The organism is Methanobrevibacter sp., assembly GCF_017410345.1.
Classification (GTDB): domain Archaea; phylum Methanobacteriota; class Methanobacteria; order Methanobacteriales; family Methanobacteriaceae; genus Methanobrevibacter.
Genome location: NZ_JAFQQZ010000044.1, coordinates 50585 through 70155 on the forward strand (window position 1 = coordinate 50585; position 19571 = coordinate 70155).

The 19571-nt window shown below is 35.6% G+C and carries 25 protein-coding genes; 3 read left to right on the plus strand and 22 right to left on the minus strand.

Annotation, left to right across the window (positions count from 1 at the left end):
* Nucleotides 1-493: 493 nt before the first annotated feature.
* Both IJE13_RS05645 and IJE13_RS05650 read left to right on the plus strand, forming a co-directional pair.
* Nucleotides 494-1606: a DNA polymerase subunit beta gene (locus tag IJE13_RS05645; protein ID WP_292778123.1), complete on the plus strand. Its 1113-nt coding sequence runs from the start codon at nucleotides 494-496 to the stop codon at nucleotides 1604-1606.
* Nucleotides 1607-2050: 444 nt separating this feature from the next.
* Nucleotides 2051-2923, plus strand: coding sequence for a Dna2/Cas4 domain-containing protein (locus tag IJE13_RS05650; protein WP_292778126.1), 873 nt, complete (start codon nucleotides 2051-2053; stop codon nucleotides 2921-2923).
* Between the two features lie 19 nt (nucleotides 2924-2942).
* On the opposite strand, the gene IJE13_RS05655 is transcribed toward IJE13_RS05650, so the two are convergent.
* The 21 genes from IJE13_RS05655 to IJE13_RS05755 form a co-directional block, all read right to left on the minus strand.
* Nucleotides 2943-3266 carry an AzlD domain-containing protein gene (locus IJE13_RS05655; protein ID WP_292778129.1) on the minus strand — a complete coding sequence of 108 codons (324 nt, stop codon included), beginning with the start codon at nucleotides 3264-3266 and terminating at the stop codon, nucleotides 2943-2945.
* Entirely contained in the window at nucleotides 3266-3988 is a 723-nt protein-coding gene (locus tag IJE13_RS05660) for an AzlC family ABC transporter permease (protein WP_292778131.1), read from the minus strand. The genes IJE13_RS05655 and IJE13_RS05660 overlap by 1 nt, the downstream gene beginning before the upstream one ends.
* 88 nt (nucleotides 3989-4076) lie before the next feature.
* A complete protein-coding gene (locus tag IJE13_RS05665) occupies nucleotides 4077-4736 on the minus strand; it encodes a DUF5612 domain-containing protein (RefSeq protein ID WP_292778133.1) in 660 nt (219 codons plus the stop codon).
* A gap of 192 nt (nucleotides 4737-4928) precedes the next feature.
* Complete coding sequence (ehbP, locus tag IJE13_RS05670) at nucleotides 4929-5192, minus strand: energy-converting hydrogenase B subunit EhbP (protein ID WP_292778135.1); 264 nt, start codon at nucleotides 5190-5192, stop codon at nucleotides 4929-4931.
* A gap of 74 nt (nucleotides 5193-5266) precedes the next feature.
* The gene (locus IJE13_RS05675; protein ID WP_292778137.1) at nucleotides 5267-6265 is read right to left on the minus strand and encodes an NADH-quinone oxidoreductase subunit H; all 999 of its coding nucleotides are present in this window, start codon (nucleotides 6263-6265) and stop codon (nucleotides 5267-5269) included.
* Between the two features lie 99 nt (nucleotides 6266-6364).
* Entirely contained in the window at nucleotides 6365-7540 is a 1176-nt protein-coding gene (locus tag IJE13_RS05680; protein WP_292778139.1) for a nickel-dependent hydrogenase large subunit, read from the minus strand.
* Nucleotides 7541-7568: 28 nt separating this feature from the next.
* Nucleotides 7569-8015, minus strand: a complete 447-nt coding sequence (locus IJE13_RS05685) for an NADH-quinone oxidoreductase subunit B family protein (protein ID WP_292778141.1) — start codon at nucleotides 8013-8015, stop codon at nucleotides 7569-7571.
* Nucleotides 8016-8678 carry a 4Fe-4S binding protein gene (locus IJE13_RS05690; protein ID WP_292778274.1) on the minus strand — a complete coding sequence of 221 codons (663 nt, stop codon included), beginning with the start codon at nucleotides 8676-8678 and terminating at the stop codon, nucleotides 8016-8018.
* A 13-nt stretch (nucleotides 8679-8691) separates the two neighbouring features.
* The gene (locus IJE13_RS05695) at nucleotides 8692-10140 is read right to left on the minus strand and encodes a 4Fe-4S binding protein (RefSeq protein ID WP_292778143.1); all 1449 of its coding nucleotides are present in this window, start codon (nucleotides 10138-10140) and stop codon (nucleotides 8692-8694) included.
* A 33-nt stretch (nucleotides 10141-10173) separates the two neighbouring features.
* Entirely contained in the window at nucleotides 10174-10449 is a 276-nt protein-coding gene (locus IJE13_RS05700) for a hypothetical protein (protein ID WP_292778146.1), read from the minus strand.
* Nucleotides 10446-10958 carry an MnhB domain-containing protein gene (locus IJE13_RS05705; protein WP_292778148.1) on the minus strand — a complete coding sequence of 171 codons (513 nt, stop codon included), beginning with the start codon at nucleotides 10956-10958 and terminating at the stop codon, nucleotides 10446-10448. Before IJE13_RS05705 ends, IJE13_RS05700 begins: the two co-directional genes overlap by 4 nt.
* On the minus strand, nucleotides 10955-11272 hold the full coding sequence (locus IJE13_RS05710) for an EhbH (protein WP_292778150.1): 318 nt from the start codon (nucleotides 11270-11272) through the stop codon (nucleotides 10955-10957). Before IJE13_RS05710 ends, IJE13_RS05705 begins: the two co-directional genes overlap by 4 nt.
* Nucleotides 11265-11600 (minus strand): energy-converting hydrogenase B subunit G EhbG, encoded by a 336-nt coding sequence (locus IJE13_RS05715; protein WP_292778152.1) that lies wholly within the window; start codon nucleotides 11598-11600, stop codon nucleotides 11265-11267. Before IJE13_RS05715 ends, IJE13_RS05710 begins: the two co-directional genes overlap by 8 nt.
* The gene (ehbF, locus tag IJE13_RS05720) at nucleotides 11600-13081 is read right to left on the minus strand and encodes an energy conserving hydrogenase EhbF (RefSeq protein ID WP_292778155.1); all 1482 of its coding nucleotides are present in this window, start codon (nucleotides 13079-13081) and stop codon (nucleotides 11600-11602) included. The genes IJE13_RS05715 and ehbF overlap by 1 nt, the downstream gene beginning before the upstream one ends.
* Nucleotides 13078-13443, minus strand: coding sequence for a cation:proton antiporter subunit C (locus IJE13_RS05725; RefSeq protein WP_292778157.1), 366 nt, complete (start codon nucleotides 13441-13443; stop codon nucleotides 13078-13080). The genes ehbF and IJE13_RS05725 overlap by 4 nt, the downstream gene beginning before the upstream one ends.
* A gap of 2 nt (nucleotides 13444-13445) precedes the next feature.
* Nucleotides 13446-13688: a DUF4040 domain-containing protein gene (locus tag IJE13_RS05730; RefSeq protein WP_292778159.1), complete on the minus strand. Its 243-nt coding sequence runs from the start codon at nucleotides 13686-13688 to the stop codon at nucleotides 13446-13448.
* On the minus strand, nucleotides 13672-14136 hold the full coding sequence (locus IJE13_RS05735; RefSeq protein ID WP_292778161.1) for a cation:proton antiporter: 465 nt from the start codon (nucleotides 14134-14136) through the stop codon (nucleotides 13672-13674). The genes IJE13_RS05730 and IJE13_RS05735 overlap by 17 nt, the downstream gene beginning before the upstream one ends.
* On the minus strand, nucleotides 14137-14385 hold the full coding sequence (locus IJE13_RS05740) for a monovalent cation/H+ antiporter complex subunit F (RefSeq protein WP_292778163.1): 249 nt from the start codon (nucleotides 14383-14385) through the stop codon (nucleotides 14137-14139).
* Between the two features lie 135 nt (nucleotides 14386-14520).
* A complete protein-coding gene (locus IJE13_RS05745; RefSeq protein WP_292778165.1) occupies nucleotides 14521-14835 on the minus strand; it encodes a Na+/H+ antiporter subunit E in 315 nt (104 codons plus the stop codon).
* 418 nt (nucleotides 14836-15253) lie between these two features.
* Complete coding sequence (locus IJE13_RS05750) at nucleotides 15254-16021, minus strand: metal-dependent hydrolase (protein WP_292778167.1); 768 nt, start codon at nucleotides 16019-16021, stop codon at nucleotides 15254-15256.
* 162 nt (nucleotides 16022-16183) lie between these two features.
* On the minus strand, nucleotides 16184-16933 hold the full coding sequence (locus IJE13_RS05755) for a succinylglutamate desuccinylase/aspartoacylase family protein (protein ID WP_292778169.1): 750 nt from the start codon (nucleotides 16931-16933) through the stop codon (nucleotides 16184-16186).
* Nucleotides 16934-17198: 265 nt separating this feature from the next.
* Between IJE13_RS05755 and IJE13_RS05760 the strand changes: the two genes are divergently transcribed.
* Complete coding sequence (locus IJE13_RS05760; protein WP_292778171.1) at nucleotides 17199-18374, plus strand: argininosuccinate synthase; 1176 nt, start codon at nucleotides 17199-17201, stop codon at nucleotides 18372-18374.
* 450 nt (nucleotides 18375-18824) lie between these two features.
* Here the strand turns inward: IJE13_RS05760 and sfsA are convergent, their stop codons facing one another.
* Nucleotides 18825-19541 (minus strand): DNA/RNA nuclease SfsA, encoded by a 717-nt coding sequence (gene sfsA / locus IJE13_RS05765; protein ID WP_292778173.1) that lies wholly within the window; start codon nucleotides 19539-19541, stop codon nucleotides 18825-18827.
* Nucleotides 19542-19571: the final 30 nt, after the last annotated feature.

Here is a 19571-nt window from a genome sequence, read left to right on the forward strand (position 1 = left end):
GACAAGTTCAATTGATTTTTTTTATTTCACTAAAAATCAATTAGATTCATGTGAACTTAAAAAATTCCTCAAACCTACATCCAATTTAACAATATAGAAATTAAGCCTATAATCCGTCATTACGATAATTGACGATCCGTAATCTATTTTTGAAATTATGGATTTGTGGGAAGTTCTTATGTATCTTTAATTCTATCATCCAAGTCTTTAAATAATAAAAACTCTCTAGAAATCCAAATGAAAAATTTGGATAAATGACATAGAACTAACTACAATATTAGATAGGTTTTGATAGTTAATATTATTATCGATTTAATTCTTACTCACTTATAAAAGAAGTGATTTTTTATTGAAAATCATTGAAAATATACACTTGAAAAAACTAAGAAATCATGAAAAATCAAAAATATAAAAATTAATTAATAATAAGACAATATAGTAAATACTATAATAGAAATTATACTTATCAAATCATCAAGAATTAGTGATTAAAATGACTCAAATTAAAAAAACTGTTAGAACAAGAGACTTCATTATAAGTACAGACGGATTATTATTCGCTTCAACAAATTACATTCACCCTGAAGACAGAATCATTTGCTTCCTAAGATACATTCCAGATGAAAACGGAGACAGGAAAAAGGATGGAATCAGATATTCAAAAGTAGGTTCAGAAGAGGCTTACGCATATTTAAGGGAAAACCATCCTGACTATCTATACTTCTGTGATGTGACAAATGTAGAGATGATGGGAGTTCCTATAGACAAGGTTGAAAGAATCATCAAGCCAGAAGAAAGATTAAAGGGTCTCAGGGCAACCTACTACGAAGAAATAAATGATAAAGTAAAAGCTGGAGAAGAATTGGATTACAAGGAAGAACTCTTGAGCAAACTCTTTGACTTATCAGACTTCTTCCATTATGTTGCAGGAATCGATTATGATGACCTTGGAATCTCAGGATCAATCTTGCCAGGACTTCAAAAGGCAGGAACTTCAGACCTTGACTTTGTAGTCTATGGCCTTGAAAACCATAGGAATGCAATCAAAGCATACAAGGACAACAAGGACAAAGCTGTTTTCATAGAAGATATCGACAAATCAATCACACTAAATAGAATCAACGATGACTTCTGGGACTTTGTATATGATAAGAGAATCAAAGACGACTCCCTGACAAAAGAAGAGTTCGCTTGGTATGAGGAAAGAAAAAGCAATAGAGGATTGATTAGAGAAACCCTTTTCGACATCTTGGCAACCAGAAACTATGATGAGATTGAAGGAACCTGGGGAGATACAGTATACGAACCAGAAGGATTTGCGAAAGTTAACTGCACAATAAAAAGCGCACTTGGAGCCTTCGACAATCCTGCAGTATATACAATAGAAGATGTTGAGATTCTAGAAGGACCAGATATCGAAATCTCAGAGCTCGCTTCACTAACACACACTTACGCTGGAGAAGTAGTGGATGGAGAGGAAGTAGTGGCAAGAGGAAAAATAGAAAAGGTCTTGAAAAACGGAGAGTTTGAGAAATATAGGATCTTGGTAGGTACTACTAGGGAATCCTTGAATGAATATATCAAACTTAGAGAGAGTCCTGTATAAACTCATACTAAATTAAGAGAAAGTCCAGTTTAGACTGGATTTCTTATTTTATTTTTTTACTTTTTTTAATAAATTTACTATTTTAAATTAATTTACCTACCTACATTTAAAACTATTTTTATAATTTCCATATATGATAAACTATTTTTAAAAAATGAATTAAAATTACCAAGTTTTAATCAACAAACCTCATTTTAATTAATCGTATTTATAATTAAAATGTAGGAAAAATTTTTGTAAAAAATTGAACTATTTTTCAAATAAAATCAATTTTTCAAGCTAATGTAAAAATTGATTTAAAATTATTAAATTCTAATAAAACTGCAAAATTATAATTATTTCGTAAAAATAACTATTTTTATAAAATTATAATCAAAAATAACTGCATACTATTTATTAAATGAAAAATAAAGAATAATTTAACAAATAATATGGAGTTAAAAAATGATAAGTGTGTCAACAATTAAAAGTTATATGTTCTGTCCTTTGAAATTATATTTTCAAAGCAATATCGATGAAGAAACCGAAGAAGATTATTTTATCTCAAAGACATTAAAGGATCTTAGAATGGACATACAAGATCTTCTTCGTAAGAACCTAAGGCATATCAAAAAGGATATGTCTGAAGAAGAGATTGAAAAAAGAATTGCAATAGGAATAAACAATCAAATAAAAACCACATTCGATATTATAGAAGAGATAAATGAGAAGAACAAGAACAATGAAAACAGCAATTTAAAAAAAGATGAGGAAATAGAATTCATTGATGAAACTAAAACCGAAGATGAAAAGCTAAATGAACTAAAAAAAGAACTGATTAGCGAAATAGACTTCAATCTCAAAATACTTTCCCTAAAGGTATCACAATCCATGAAAGTCCTTGATAAGGATGGAGATGAACTTCAGGGACTCTTCTTCCCAACTTCCATGTACAGCTATCTTATACGAGACATCGGTTTGGACCTGATAGGACTAATAGACAAGATAGAAGTTGAAAAGGGGAATTATTTCCCAATATCATTGAAATCATCAAATCCTCCTATAAAGGGAGTTTGGGATGGTGATTTCATGGAGGCAATCGCCAATGCACTCCTGATTGAACAGGAATTCAATACCTATGTTACAGTTGCCTATGTGGATTACTTGAAAATAGGGGAACGTAGAACTGTAATAATAGATACCGAAGCAAGAAAAAGCTTTTTTAAAGTTCTGACCAATATAAATAGAATAATCGAAGGTGGGGAAATACCTACAGTTAAAACCGGTTTGAAAAAGTGTGAAAGCTGTGAATATAAGGAACTATGTGATAACAGTTAAAAAAATAAAGAAAAAAGAACTAAATCAAAACTGGGAAAAACGGCACTAACAAGTAAACTGCAATCAGCACAATCACAGTCAAAATTACAATAGCTCCAAGAGGTACCTTTTTCCATGCGAGTCCTCCTGCTATGATTGCTCCAATAAGTCCAATGTACCATAATTCAGGGTCTACAGTAAGCACTCCTGGACAGATCAATGCTGCAAGTGCAGTGTATGGAATCAGATTCAGGAACTTCTCAAATTTAGGTGAGAAATTCAATCTTTCCATAAAGATTGCTGGAATTACCCTTGGAATAAAGGTAACAAGTGCACAAAGAATAATGAGTAAAGTAATATTCATCATTGCACCTCCTCATTACTGCCATTCACTCTGCAATGGTCATCACTTGTATTATAGGCATCCCCTAAAACTGTATCATCATCGACTATATACATTCCAATGAGAGCACCTAAAAGAATGGCTATGATCAATGACCAATTTCCAATGAAAAACTGCAATACAACATTTAAAATAGCTGTTATTACAACTAAAATAGCCAATTCCTTACTTTCCTTAACTGCAGGAACCAATAGTGCTACAAATAGGGCATATAAAGAAATGTTAAAACTATTTGCAACAATTATAGGAAGCACATTCAAGACTATAACACCAATAATTGCACCAAAAATCCAAGACAGCCATGCAATTCCTGCAAGACCTATATAAGTCCATATTGAAGACTCTTCCATTAGCATGAACATTGCAAAGGCTTCATCAACAGCAAGGTGTGATGAAGGTATCCTCACAGCAAGGGAAGCATCATCAACCTTGTTGTAAATGCAAGTGTTCATTACAAAATATCTGAAATTAAGTACAAATGAAGTCAAAACGATATTGAAAAGAGTGGCCCCTTGAGCCAACATGGTAGCTATCATGATTTGTCCGGCACCTGCATAAATAAGCACAGACATTGAAACTGTCTCAAATGGAGAGAGCCCTGCCTTAATAGCTAAAGCAGCATATCCAATTCCCATTGGAATATATCCAAATGTGATTGGAATACCTAACTTTAAACCATGCACAAACTTTTCCTTTCTAGTAATTTAAAACAACTCCAAAAATAGATAAAAAATCATGAAAAAAATAGATAGAGAGATGAAAATAAAAAAATTAGAACTTATTGTTCTTTGCTAATCTTTTCACATCAAAGACTGCAGTGCTTGCAACAGCCATGACCGCCATTACACCTGCTTGAATAGGATCTGTCACAATCAAGTCAGCCTCTTCTGTTACGCTTCCAGGCATATTCAAAGTGATGACAATCAAGTCCTCATGCTTTTCCTTAAGGCTTCTGACTGTTTCAGTTATCTTGCCGCCCATCAAAGATCCTGCAAGGACAAGGGCGCCTACACGAGGCAATCTGTTTACTGCATCTACAGCTTCGGCAATATTCTCTTCGCCAACTAAAGGAATAGTATCCACACTTATGCGCTCTCCACGGATATTATGCCTATCCGCTTCTGTAATTGCACCGACTGCAACTTGAGATACCTGAGCTCCACCACCGAAAATAAGAACCCTTTTACCGAAAATGTCATTCAAGGAACCGTGGATTTCAATATCTAAAATAAAATCAGTGGATTTCAAATCCTCTATGAGCTCATCAAGATGCTCCACATTATCAAGTTCAAGATTCAATGTGCCGACATCCTCATTAACATAAAGATGAACATAGGAAATGTTTATTCCATGACGTGAGAGAATGTCTGTTATCTCATCTAGAACTCCCTTCTCTTCCTTAGTTGTAAGTGTTAAAGAAATACTATTCATAATATTACCTAATAATACTTAAAATATTCAATTATTTAAATATTGTCTAAAAATCCAAAGAATACTTAAAAAAATCAAATTTTAAAAATATAAGATTTATTCAATAAATTTAAAAATAATAAAAAAGATTAATTGAAGATAAAATAATCAAGAAAATATTTATGAGGAAAACTAATATTAAATTATCTCCAATTAATCTAATTTTGCTTTTAGCGCATCTAATTCCGCATGCGCCTTCTTATATAAGTTTAAATAGCTGTCATGCTCTGTGACAGGAATAACCTTTAGACCTAACTTTTCATATTCCTCAATATAAGATCCGTCAAATACAGGAATCTCAAATTTGATTTCATCTGGAGTCTCATTCACAATAATCAAATCCCTGTAAGGGAAATCATATTCCACAATGTATCCTCCAAGACTCATCATATGGTAAGGTCTGATTACAAATTTCATTAAATCACCACGATTAAATTTAAAAAATTTAATAGTTTCTATAATTCTAAACTCTTATATCCAAATTCCCAAATCTAGAACAATGCAATTACCATAGCCAATACTCCAAGTGCAGAACTGACCAAAATGGTAGGATATAACTGTCTGTTGGTAAATATTGGAGAGAATGCACTGACAATTGCCATAATCACAGGCAACAATAGGGACACTATAATACATACTATGAATTTAAGTGAGAACAGTTCAGGAGCAACTCCCAAGAACAATACACAGTACATCAATCCTAAAGTAAATATCAGGAATCCTCTGGTCAGGTAAACAAATGTTCTGTATTTGGACGCAAGTTCCATATATGGTCCTTCAATCACATCTGACTTGGCCTTGATGTATGAAAACGGATATTCATTCAAAAGAATCATGTATCCTATAAAGAAGACCACTGTTCCGATGATACCTGCCAAAGTAAACAGGAATGGTCCGTTTGCTTGCTGATAAGCTACAATATCCGCCAGGAATATACTTTTTGATAAGGCTGCAGGTATGAATAAAGCCAAATACAATGGGAATGAACCGAAAATAATCATCCTAAGTGACCTGTTAGAACTGATGTCCTCAATGGATGATACAAGCAAACCTGGTCTTTCAGCACCTTTTGCATGGTCTGGGAACCTTAAGTTAATGCTCATAACGGATTTTGATAAGGAACCCATCAACACATAAGCGATTTCTTCAACTTTTAAGAATCCAACAATAGCTATTAGGCTAGCAAAGGCCATGAACTGATAATTCTCCGGCATCAATGCTAGAAATACTGCGAGCACTGCAATGAAACAAAGGATAGGCATTGCCTTATACAATCCAGGTGCAGGGGAATTAGGCTGTATGTTCTCCTTGAAGAGGAACTTGACTGATGCCCATAGTCCCGGACTTGTAACAGGCGGCCCGATTCTTTGCTGAATCCTTGCCTGAACATATTTCCTTTCAATTCCAGGAATCAAAACACCTATGAACAATGCTATGATAAGTGTTAGAATAACCTCTAAAATTGAAATAAGTGATATTTCATAAGCCATTTTTCTTTCCTCATAAATTTTTAATAAATGTTATCATAAATGATTAAATCATCTAAATTAAATTTTAATACTATCTTTTAATGAGATTTTATTTTTCAATCAATGAATGTTTGAACGTAAAATTGATTTGTCCAACTTATTGTTCCTTGTATCATAAACCTCTATTGCCCTGTCTGAACAGGTAAAGCATGGATCACACTGGACAATGCATAACTGACCGTCAGTGATGTGATTGCCGATGCAGGCGTATTGCATGGCCCCGATGTTACTCATTGAAGGGGTTCTTATGATGCAATGCCTAACCCTTCCATCCTCAATTGCATAGGAGTGATACAATGTTCCCCTAGGAACTTCAATATAGCTTTCAATCAAGTCGGTGTCAACCATTTCCCAGGACCTGTCAGTGATTTTTCCTTCAGGCAAGTCCCTTATGGCTTGGCGAATGATCTTGATCGCTTCAAAAATCTCAAACACTCTCATAAGAAGCTGAGCCTTTACGTCACAAGTGTCTTGAGTGATTATATCATAATCGAAATTGTCATACTCATACATATCAGTTCTTAAGTCTCTCTTTACACCTGTAGCACGTAAGGTAGGTCCAGAAACCGCTAACTTAATAGCCTGTTCCTGTGGAATGTATCCGGTTCCTGTAATCCTTGACAATACAATTGAATCATGAACGAATCTGTCTGCAAAGTCTGCAACATTCTTTTCCACAAGGTCCAATCCATCCAATATCCTTTGGATTCTGTTCTCATCCAATTCGCATCTTGGCCTTACTCCACCAATGATGGAACATCCGTATTGGACACGGTTTCCCCCAATCATTCCCAAAAGGTCCATGATGGTTTCCCTAATGTAAAACACCCTCATGGAGAATGTCTCATGAGCCAAGGTTTCACAACCATGCCCTAAGTACAATAAGTGACTGTGCAATCTTTCAAGCTCACCGACTATTACACGAATGTAGACTGCCCTGTCCGGAACTTCAACTCCAAGACCTTTCTCGGCAGTCCTTACGGAATTCCATGTATGTGAGTTTGAACAGATCCCACAAATCTTTTCTGTAAGCATATTGGCTTTTTCCACTGGAAGACCTTCCATAATACGCTCAATACCTCTGTGGTTAACACCAATTGTAATTTCCGCATCCTTGATTATCTCATCCTCTACGAAAAATCTAACCCTATAAGGTTCTAAAGCAGCAGGGTGAACCGTACCCATTTGAATCTCAGTCTCTATGATTTCCTGCTTTTTAGCTTTTTTCTCTTCCATATAAATCCTCTCTTTAATACATTAATGATTAATCAGCATTCAATAAATGTGGCAATGATGCAACTACTCCTGCCAATACATCCTGTGGCCTTACGGCACAGCCTGGAATCTTTGCATCAACTGGAATGACATTTTCAACAGGACCTTCAATCTCTTCTGAAGGAATGTCTCCATAACAGTTCTTATAGACACCACCCATCACTGCGCAAGCTCCTGCAGCAACAACAAGCTTTGGATTTGGAATGGCATTGTAAATGTCTTCCAATGGCTTTCTGTTGTCATGTGTGACCGGTCCTGTAACAACTAAAATGTCCGCTTCACGAGGGTTCCATGTCAAGAAAACACCATATTGTTCCATGTCAAATTTAGGAGATAATACTGCGTTTACAATCTCAATATCACAGCCATTGCATCCGCCGGTATAAACCAGCATGACATGGATAGCTTTTGACCTTGAAAGTGTTTTAAGACTCATCTATTCACCTCCCTCATCTGAAGACTCAACAGTTTCACTATCGACCTCATCAGCAGAACTTTCATTGATTTCAGCACTTCTTTGAACGTCCTTCTCATATTTCTCATTAATATTATCCTGAATGTCCTTGATTTTGGAGACCTTTTCAAGACCTACTCCCACATTCTCAATATCATCCGCTACAACATTCTCAGACAGCAATGACTTGTCAGACAGGTATTGTGCAATGAATGATATCTTCTCTTGTGATATCTTGATAGGTTCCTCCAGCAATTCGCTGGTGTCAATATGAATTTCACCGACATTTCCTGGGTGAATTGTTCCTGCCTCTTCAAAGAATGAATATATAGGACAGAAATCGTGACACCAGTAACATACCACACATTTTAAAGGATCCAACTCTGGAACTTCGGTCTTTACCCATCCTTCCTTAAGCTTTACAGGGTTTTGCAATGGCTTCATTGTAACCGCACCGGTCGGACAGACATTTGCACAACCTCCACATCCAATGCAAGCCTCTTCATCCACTTTCTTGTCAGGCTCAACTGTTCCTGTAAGAATAGCGTTACGGAGTTCCATATCAGTTACTCTATCTGCTGCGAAGAGAATCCTTTTGAAATTAGTATAGGCTCCATTAAGCATAATTTTCAATACATCTTTCATTTCCATCAAACTCCTAATTCACCCTATCAAACTCTCTTTCGAAAATAAATGATTTGGATGGACATATATTCATACAAGCTCCACAGTAAATACATTTATCATCATCTACAGCGAATTTAAGGTTCTTATTTCTAGTTCCGAGATTAACTTCATCGCTTGGAATCTCAACTGTATAGATTGCCTCTTCCGGACAGATGTCCTTACATAATCCGCATTTCACACATAGGTTCTCATCAATGTAATTGAATCCTCCGGAAATTTCATATTTGACTGCTGTTGTTTTAGGAATCGCATCCTTAGGACAGTGTATTCCACAGGTTTCACACATTATACATTTATCCAAGTCGACGTTGATTGCACCTCTTTGAAGTGTAATCGCTTCCTCAGGACAAAGCTCAGCACATATTCCACAGGAAATGCAGTCATCACTGACTTCTCCGTCCCATGAGATGACTTGGAAACTTCTTGCCTCTTCCTTACATTCATTCACACATTTTCCACAGGAAACGCAGTATCCGAATAATTTGTTGTCTTCGCTTTCTGTCAAGGAAGAAACAGGACAGGCATATATCGCTTCAAGACGTTTAGCCTTGTTCTCTTCAGTATCCTCATCAAGTGAAGGGTCATATCTCAATGCGTTCTCATCCCTGATCAATGCCTTGCTGTCAAATGTTTCCTTACACAATCCGCAATTGAGACAGCTTATTATGCTTCCTTCAGTGTTTGAATATAATGTGTCATCCTTAATGCTTCTTACAATCTTGAAGTCCCTTGCGGTCAATGCGTCATTGATACAGTTTTCAACACATGCCAAACACAAGGTACAGATGCTCTTATCGTAGTCGCCATCCTTCAATGCACCTGTAGGACAGACATCCTCACATACCTTGCATCCTATACAGTATCCCTCATCCAGAATAATAACCTCTATCGCACGAGTAGGACAGTAATATGCACATCTTCCACATTTCACACATTTTTCCAAGTCTGTGCTGACACATATTCTATCTGCTGTCTTGTCAGACTTTACAGGAAGCTTCATGCTTTCAATCTTCTTGACTCCTGCACCGAAACCGACAGTATTCGCAACCATTTTCAAGGAATTGAGCAGTACTTTCTGCTTGTCCAATACCAGGTTGTCAGTGTCCACTCTTGCCTTTCTGGTACATACATCCTCACAAACTCCACAGCGTGAACAGATACCTTTGACGATTCCATTATCAAGATGAATGCTTTCTATAGGGCAGGTGAATTCACAAACACCGCAACCATTACATTTTGCCCTATCAACCACATATCCGCCGTATTTATTTTTGAATATCGCATGATTCGGACAAGCTTCGAAGCAAGCACCACAACACATACAGCTAAAAGCCTTGTTATCAACAAAGCGTATTGCTTCACTTGGACAATTCCTTATGCAATCCCCTTGTCCATCACACTTATTAGTTGTTAAATACATGATTCTTCTCCTTATAATAAGTAAGACCAAAATCTAATGGTCCCCTTTCGCTCGTCCTCCTAACAATGCACTACCAATTAAAACACCGAAAATAGTGGCTAAAAATACAGTAGCTATCGGCAAGTCCTGATAAGTGGCAAATTGACCAATATCATAAGACATTATAAATCCGCCTACAATAAGAGCAACAATTGCGCCTAAAGTAAATTTAAAACTATTTTCCTCACTTAAATGGAGTCTTGTGCCTACTATAAATCCAAAGATCAAGGCAATTAGAATTGGTCCGATTACAATATTAGCGATACTCATTCCTCTTCCTCCGCTAATTTTTTAAACTGTGAAAATGCAATCACGACTGCACTTAAACCAACAAATACCTTTAATCCCACTGCTATATTCAAATAAGGAACAATTCCCGCATGGGTCACATCAGGATATGAGAATATTGCTGCAATGGCTTGAGGAACCAGTCCATAAAGATTTCCACCTACATTATAGAGGAATGAACCGGTCAATGCAAGTCCTGCCAAACCGAGCAATACATAAGCCAATGCTCCAACAGATTCCAAAGTGGAAATGAATTTGTGAGACAATTTGATTGGACTGCCATCAACACCGTAGACTATGACACAGAATATGATTGCCCCTGCAATCATGGCTCCACCTTGGAAACCTCCACCAGGAGTTATATGCCCTCCTAAAATGGTCATGATTCCCAAAGCAATCATGATAATGGCTATTGGAAGAGTCATAATCTTCAATATAGGGCTGCTCTCATCCTTGTTCCAGTTTGGAGATTTTTTACCTTCCACCATCATTCATCATCTCCTTCATCAATATCTGCATTTATGTTCTTGTCTAAAATCTTTCCTTTTCCAAAGACAAGCAATACAACAAGGACTGCAGTGACTAGAATCAAAGATTCTCCCAATGTATCAAAGCCTCTCCAATCGAATACAACCAATGTAACCATGTTCGGAGCAAGCTGGGTTCCGATTGCATTGTAGACCAAGCTTATTCCAGGCTGAATCAAGCTTTTGAATCCATAAATCGCATCGAAGAGACTTGCCGCAAAGATCAATGTGGCCAAGCCCATTATTAAAGACCTTACACTAGTAATTTTATCAGACATACTTTAACCCCCAATAAATTACTGCAATGAGAATTCCAAGAGTTATGATGACATAGAATGTCATCTTTTCCAAGGAATCTGACTGTTCGGATTTTATCTTTCCTGCAAGAGGCATGTTTGTAAAGAATAATATAGCTACCAAAAGCACTACAACAATTGAAGCAACCAGACTAACGTGCCTTAGGAATAATGCCGCAAGTATCAATGAAACGAACACCAGGAATTCGGCAGCTATTGCTCCTGAAACGTTATTCATGGTTGTAGGGTCTTTGGATAAATTAGACTTAAGTTCTTTCATTGAAACTAAGAATTTACTGTATAAACCCATCAGATCAATCCTCCTGCAAATGGAATGAATACATCAGTTACTATATTTGGGAAAATACCCAATGCCAAACAAATAATCAATAGAATGGCTACAGAAAATACGGTAGCCTTTGGAATCTTATCATGAGCAAATTTCAAGTCCTTTGGTTTTGGCTGCAAGTATACAGTATGGAATGCCTTTACAAAGGTGAAGAATATAACTACACTTACAATGATTGCAAGTATGGCCAACTCTGTGTATCCTGCATCCAAGGCAGCCTGCACAAGCATCAGCTTACTTTGGAAACCGTTGAACGGTGGAACACCTGCCAAAGCAAATCCTCCAAGCAATACCATTATTGCCATTGTGGAATCCACTCCAATCAATCCTCCTAACTTTCTGGTGTCAGAGGTTTTTGTAAGGTAATATACAGTACCGAATCCAATGAACAGCAATGCAGTGATCACAATCTCATTCGCTGCCTGGAACAATGCCGCTGCAATTGAGTATTGTGTGCCTATACCGAAACCTAAGGCAATGAAACCAAGTTCCCCTACAGCCAGGAATGCTATCATTCTTCTAAAGTCTACCTCCATTGCAGACATTGCCACACTTAAAACCATCGCAAGAATGGCAAATACGATTATGGCTGTATTGAAGTAAGGGATATAAGCAAATATCTTATACATTGCAAGTCCGAATGCGAGCATGCACAATACTGAAAATCCTTGCAATATTGCAGATCCGTTAGGTCTTGCCTTTGAGTAAACCGCTGATTTGATTGTGTGGAATGGAGGCAATCCTGCTGAGTATAGCCATCCAAACAAGATCAATGCAAAACCGATCACCAGGCTTGGAGAATATGGGTTTACGAAATTGTTGCTAATTGCATATATAATGTCATTTATGTTTACAGAACCGATTGTTCCGAGTATGAATGCAATTCCCAACAAGAGCATTGGTCCGCCGATTGCACCTAAAATCAGGTATTTCAAGGCAATTTCATAATTGTCCTCAGTGCTTGATGCTATGATAATACCCACTTGGGTCAAGGCTGTAATTTCAAAGAACACATACATATTGAAAATATCGTTGGAAAGCATCAATGCGGTTACAGATGCTATACCCATAAAAATAAGGTATAGGTAAGGTCCGGAGACTTCCTTCTTCTCAGAGAAGTAAGTAAGCACTGCAAGGAATGCAACGATTCCCATAAGGAATATGAATATCCTTTCAATATTTTCAAATACATAAACAATACCAGTATTGTAGCTTGCTGCAAGAGTGCCTGCAAGATTTGCTGGAAGTGAATTGGCCAATAGTGTTGGGTCGTGTCCTCCGAAGAATTGGACACCGACAGCTGCAATAACTGCAATTATAGGAATTGCAATGGCCACAACAAGTGAAATGGCCTTTACGGTCTTGTCCTTTCCACCAAATATGTTAACGATCAAAGCAGCCAATATTGGAATGACAACCATCAATGGAATCAGATAATTCATTTTTCATCCCCCATTATCTCAGATACGCTTAAGGTTCCATGCTTTCTGTAAAGAACCATAGCCAAAGCCAACATCACTGCTAAAGTACTTGCACCAATTACAATGCTTGTAAGAACTAATGCTTGAGGCAAAGGATAAGCCGCATTCGCTGCAAACCAGTCTGCAGTCATGCCTGGCAGGAAGATAGGAACAACGCCTCCTGCCTTGTATCCTAGGCAAATCAGGAAAAGGTTAACCCCTTCCTCAATGAAAGCAATACCGATAATTTTTTTAATCAGATTATCTATGAATATTGCTGCAAATAGTCCGATAATTATAAATGCGCCAGAAGCGAACAAGGACGCCAATTGAAGATCCATCATAACTATGCCTCCTCCCTTCTGGTCTTTAAGACAGCCAGTGCGATAAATACAGGTACGATTGCCCCTTCCACAATAGCTTGGGTCAATGCCACATCCGGAGCAAGCAAAATCTGGAAGAGAAATGCCACACAGAATCCGGAAATACCTGTCAAGATTGCTGCCTTAAGCAAGTCATTTTGTAAAAGTGCGATAATAGCGCTTACAACTGCAACAAAAATAACTATATATTCAATCATTGCCATCATCCCCACTTTTCTCATCTAAATCTTCATCAACACTTGAATCCAATTCCTCTTCGACAGGAGCCTCTTCAAGATCCTCATCATCTTCGACAGGAGCTTCTGGAACGTCCTCATTTTCTTCCAAAATCTCCTCCTCCAAAAGGTTTGGATTAAGTACTGGATTATTAAGATCATCTTCACTATGGAAATAAGCATTAGCCAATGCATGAGCCAAGAGTGGAGCTAGGAATAAATAGATAAGGGCAAACAAGGGTTGGCCCAATGCAATGAATGCGATTATTCCTGCAACATCAACAATCCCTAAAATATGGATTCTGGCATAGACTACATTGTCTAAGTTTCTATCAATCCTTAAGACACCTACTACTGCAACCAATATCAGAAGCGCAGAAATGACAAGCAAGACTGATTGAATGAGATTTATTAAACCCGGGTCAATTCCAAACATCATCTATGCCCTCCTCATAACTGCTGCATAGGCTATTGTTCCAACAATTCCCAATAGGAGCAATGCCAGAGCAATATCCTTGAAAAATCCGATATTATATATTGTACCGACTGTAATAAGTAGCAAAGTAAGTGCCAAAGTGAATGAAGAAGTACCTATAAGTCCCATAGATATGGATTTATATGTAATAATCCTCAAGCTTGCAATTGAAAATGCAATCAATGCAATTATTAAGAAACACTCACAAATCAATAAAATATCCATTATCATCACATTCTATGATTAATAAATTAAATCAGATTAATAAACATTACAAAATTTCATAAATTAAATCGCTTATTCATTCATTTAAAGCCGTATCGACAAATTAAATGAAAATTTTAGAAATTATTCCAGCATTCCCTTGATATAAGGTTCAAAGGGAATGATGTCCTTAACGTCTCTTGGAGCAATGACTGCAACTTTAAGAACTTGATTTTCGCTGTCCAAGTCTACAGACAAGGTTCCTGGAGTCAAGGTGATACTGTTTGCTAAGATTGTTTGAGAAATCGGTCTTTTCAAATCAGTATCAATATCGATTACAATAGGGTCAAAGCCATCACTCTTAAAGACTCTTAAGGCCATATCTATTGTGGATTTGATAATTTCCAAAATAAGAACCACCAAATAAGCAATCGCATAATAAATTCTACTTAAAAACATTAAAATAACCCCATAATGTTTTAAATTAAAAATATTTACAATAAGTCAAAAATTTGCAAAAAACAGTTAAAATTTTTTAACCAATCATAACAAATCATGATAAATTATCATAAATATTCATGACACTTTCATGACAAATTCCACATGAAAAAAAATATGCAATAAAAGCACCATATAAATTATATATAATGATAGTAAAAAAATTAATTTTTTTAATATATTATAAACACTATTATTTATCATGATTATTTATTATAAATCTTTTTATATTTTTCATGAAAATTTGGTGATAAAAACAGATAGTAATACTAAGTTATTGAAAAATATTAAAAAATTAGAAAAAATTCTAAAGATTTCAATAAAAAAAATTTATTAAAAAATTAATTGAAAATCCTTAAGTCCGTATTAAGAAAATTCCTTAAAGACCAGTTAAAAAATTAAGGTAAAAGAGGAGTTTATTAGGAAACAAAAATACAAACATCACCATCAAAATCAAGAACAATAAAACACCTAATTTCTTATGGTATTCCTTGTCCCTAAATGGACTGAATGCCTTGACTCCAGAATGGGTGAAGGAGTCCAGGATTATATGGCTGCACAATCCAAAGAATATTGAGAATGCAAGCAATGTCAAATTGATCTTTAAAGGAGGAATAAAGCCCATATTTACAGAGACAACCAATATTGCAATAGCTACCAAGAATACTGGAGAGAGTTTCTTATTCAAGAAGAGCAATGCTAAAGCAATAATCAATATCAACAGAATCATCAGGTTTCTTGAGTTATTGAAGTCCAGATCATAGGAAGACAGACCCATTCCAAAAAAGAGGAAAAGTGATAAAATAAGACTTATTAGAAATGCACCTAAAATAGAATGGGTAAATCCTCTATGGCTTGAGACCAAGAATATGGCTCCAAGCAATATAATCACCAGGCCTAAATAATAAGGCAATCCCAGAAAATACAGAAAGATTGAAATCAACGCCCCTAGAGCAATGATTGTGAGAACATGATTTCTTTTGAATTCATGGTCAAAGTCAGGAATATTCGCTGAGATTACCGCTAATGCAATAGCCAAAGGATTATAAAACATTAATAGAGAAAGAACAAATGCAAATATGGTATGGCCCTTATAAGAGGAAATACTAACACATCCTATTGATTGACATACTCTAAAACACTCCAAATAAGTATGTTCAAATAAATATTTGATTTTAAGTCAATATAAACTAAATGAGAGCATTTGAGAAGTAATAATTTAAGGAATAGTTTACTATTTAGAAAAGAATGATTTAAAATTGGAAATAGTTTACTATTTTAAAAAAAGTAGAGAATATTTTTAAATCATTTAATCATAAGTTTTCTCAATTATGCCAAAATATTCTAAAAAGGCTTTCATCTGCAGGTAAGATCTTTTGCAAATCTTTTCATTTGAATATCCAATGGCTGACAATACCTCACATGTTACAGCTGGAATCTGCGCCAAATTGGATTCATCCTCAAGAGCTCCCTTAAAAGGAATCCCCGCCATAGGATAAATGATCTTTTCAGAGCCAACTTTCTTGGAAATGTAATCGGCAATGTAAAAGCTTGCTGTACATGGCTTTTGAGTGCAGAATACCCCTTCCTTACCTGGATTTGAATTAGGTGCAGATGAATGGAAATCACCGATTGCAGAAATACCCAATTCCTTGGCTTTCTTTAGAATGTTATTTGTTATTGTATTAGGCAGATGAGTGGATCTGTTCAAGTCAATCCCATCAAAATATCTTGAATTGTCCATAGTGCTTTTTGGAGAAGCTGAAGGAATGATATAAACAGTGCCTTGCAAATCCAAACCAGCAATTTTCTCAATCAAATTATAAGCGGCAATCTGAGGAGCCAATTCGTTTCCATGAACTCCAGCAACAAGCATGACATTCGGATATCCCTCTCCAATCTTTATCATGGGAGTTCCCTTAATGGCCTGATTTAAAATGAATCTGGAATTGTCTGATAAAGGAATATTATTGAAAATATTCCTATTTGCAGAAATGAATCCTCCGCTTTCATGGGAAACGATCTCCAATTCCAAATTGTTTCTATTCAAGTCATCCATCAAATCGCCTTTAAGAAATAGTTTTGAAAATATAAAAAATATACAATAATAATTTTTATATCTTATTTTATTTAATTGATTCTTTTTAAACTTAAAAACCATATACAATAAAATATAAATTTAATAAATTCTTTTTAAACTTAAAAACTATATATAATAAAATACAAAACTTAATTTATAATTTAAACTTAAATTATAATATCAATCAACAAAAAATTTAACAAAATTAAATTTACTAAATTTATTAAATAATAAAAGTGATAATATGGAAAAAGTCGTTCTTGCATTCAGTGGAGGATTAGACACCACTGTATGCGTTAAATTATTGGAAGAGGAATATAATTACGAAGTAATTACCGCATGTGTTGATGTTGGCCAACCCCCTGAAGATTTAAAGAAATCTCAAGATTCTGCAGACAAGATCAACACAGGAAAACATTACATCATTGACGCAAAGGATGAATTTGCAAACGAATACATTGCAAGAGGAATCAAGGCAAATGCAGAATATGAAGGATACCCATTAAGCACTGCACTTGCAAGACCTTTGATTGCAATGAAAATCATTGAAATCGCTGAAAAGGAAGGTGCAACTGCAATCGCACACGGATGTACAGGAAAAGGAAATGACCAATTCAGATTTGAAGCCATCATCAGATCCATGTCTGACTTTGATATCATTGCCCCAATCAGAGAAAAGAACCTGACAAGAACTGAAGAAGTGGCTTATGTGAAGGAACATGGACTTAATTTGGCATATGATAAGATTTACAGTATTGATGAAAACCTTTGGGGAAGAGCTATTGAAGGTGACGTTCTTGAAGACCCTGCAAATGAGCCTCCTGAAGACATCTATGAATGGACTAAATCTGCAGAAGACGCTAAGGACACCCCTACCAAAGTAAGCATTGAATTTGAGGAAGGAGTTCCTGTAGCTATCGATGGAGAAATGATGGGACTTGTAGACTTGATCCGCAAGGCAAATGAGATTGCCGGTGAAAACGGTGTCGGTAGAGTGGACATCATCGAAAACAGAATGATCGGTCTTAAGAGCAGAGAAATCTATGAAGTTCCAGGTGCTAAACTCTTAATCGCTGCTCACAGAGCATTGGAACCATTGGTCTTGACTGTAGATGAATTGAGATTTGCAGAATACATGAGCACATTATACGCTGACATGGTTTACGAAGCATTATGGCAAGAGCCTTTAAGAGAGGACATCGATCAGGCTATCGACCATATGCAAAGAAGAGTCAGCGGAGAAGTCGTGATGAAACTCTTCAAAGGTTCCATGCAACCTATAAGCAGAAAGTCACCTTTCAGCTTACACAGCATTGAACAGATCACCTTTGAAGACAAGGAAACCGACCAAAGAGAAGTTGAAGGCATGATCAAATACCACGGTCTTCAAGCTGCAAACTATCAAAAATTAAATAGATAATTCTTTTATCTATTTTTTCTTTTTTTATTTGATTTTAAGTTTAAATTTAACTAATTTTAAAAAAAATTAAAAAATTTGCTATTTTTATAATATGAAAAATTAATAAAATTGGCCAATTGTCTAAAAAATTTGAGAAAAATTAAAAAAAGCATGATAATTCTTTAATAAAATTTTTCAAAAGTATGTAAATCATATTTTTAATCAAAAACTTTATAAATGGGAAACGATATATTATAAAAAGAGAATAATATGTACTCAATTACATATCACCCCCTTTACATATGTTTTTTTTAAAAATTAAACCTTTGCATATTATTCTCGCCTTTTTTTAAACTATTTTTCGTTATTTTTAAATTTAAAGCAAAATAAGCTATTTTTATAGAGCATTAAAACATTCCAATATCGTATTATTTTAAAAAAAAGTCTGTAGATTATGATATTGAAAATAAACTATTTTTCCAAACTAAAATCCAATGAATTTCCAACTAATTCAATGCTTTCCAAGGTATTTTCTGTCTTATAGACAAGAATTTCCACACCTTCGGCATATGCCTTGTTTAGAGTCTGTGAAAACTTGGGATCATTTTCCCAATTAGGCCTGAAGCTATTTCCGTTTGGATGTTCAATCAGGAAAAATACAACTGCCCTAATTCCTTCTTTTTTAAGTGAAATAAGCTCTTCCAAATGCTTTCTGCCTCTTTCTGTAGGGGCATCCGGAAACTGTGCAACTCCATCCTTGATTAGGGTGACTGACTTTACTTCAACATATGTTTCATCAATGACTTTTGAACCATCATTTGAACTGTCTTCATTTGCCAAATAAATATCAATCCTTGAATTTCCAATTGTCTTTTCAGATTCTAAAATGGAATAGCCTAAAAGTTCCTTAATCTTTCCCTCTTTAATGGCATCAAAGACAATACTATTCGCTTGCTGTGAAAACATTGCAACAAGAGCGCCATTGTTTTCAACCAAATAGAGAGAGTATTTGGTTTTTCTATTGGGATTGTCACTTGGCTTTAGATAAACTGTTGCACCATCAACCAAAAGCTCCTTGCATCTGCCTGTATTCGGCAAGTGTGCCCTGACAATTTCCCCATCAAGCTCTGCTTCCACAATAAATCGATTGGCCCTTTTTCTAAAAATGGCTTTAACCAAATCAGTCAATTAAATCACTCTAAAAAATAAAAAAGAATA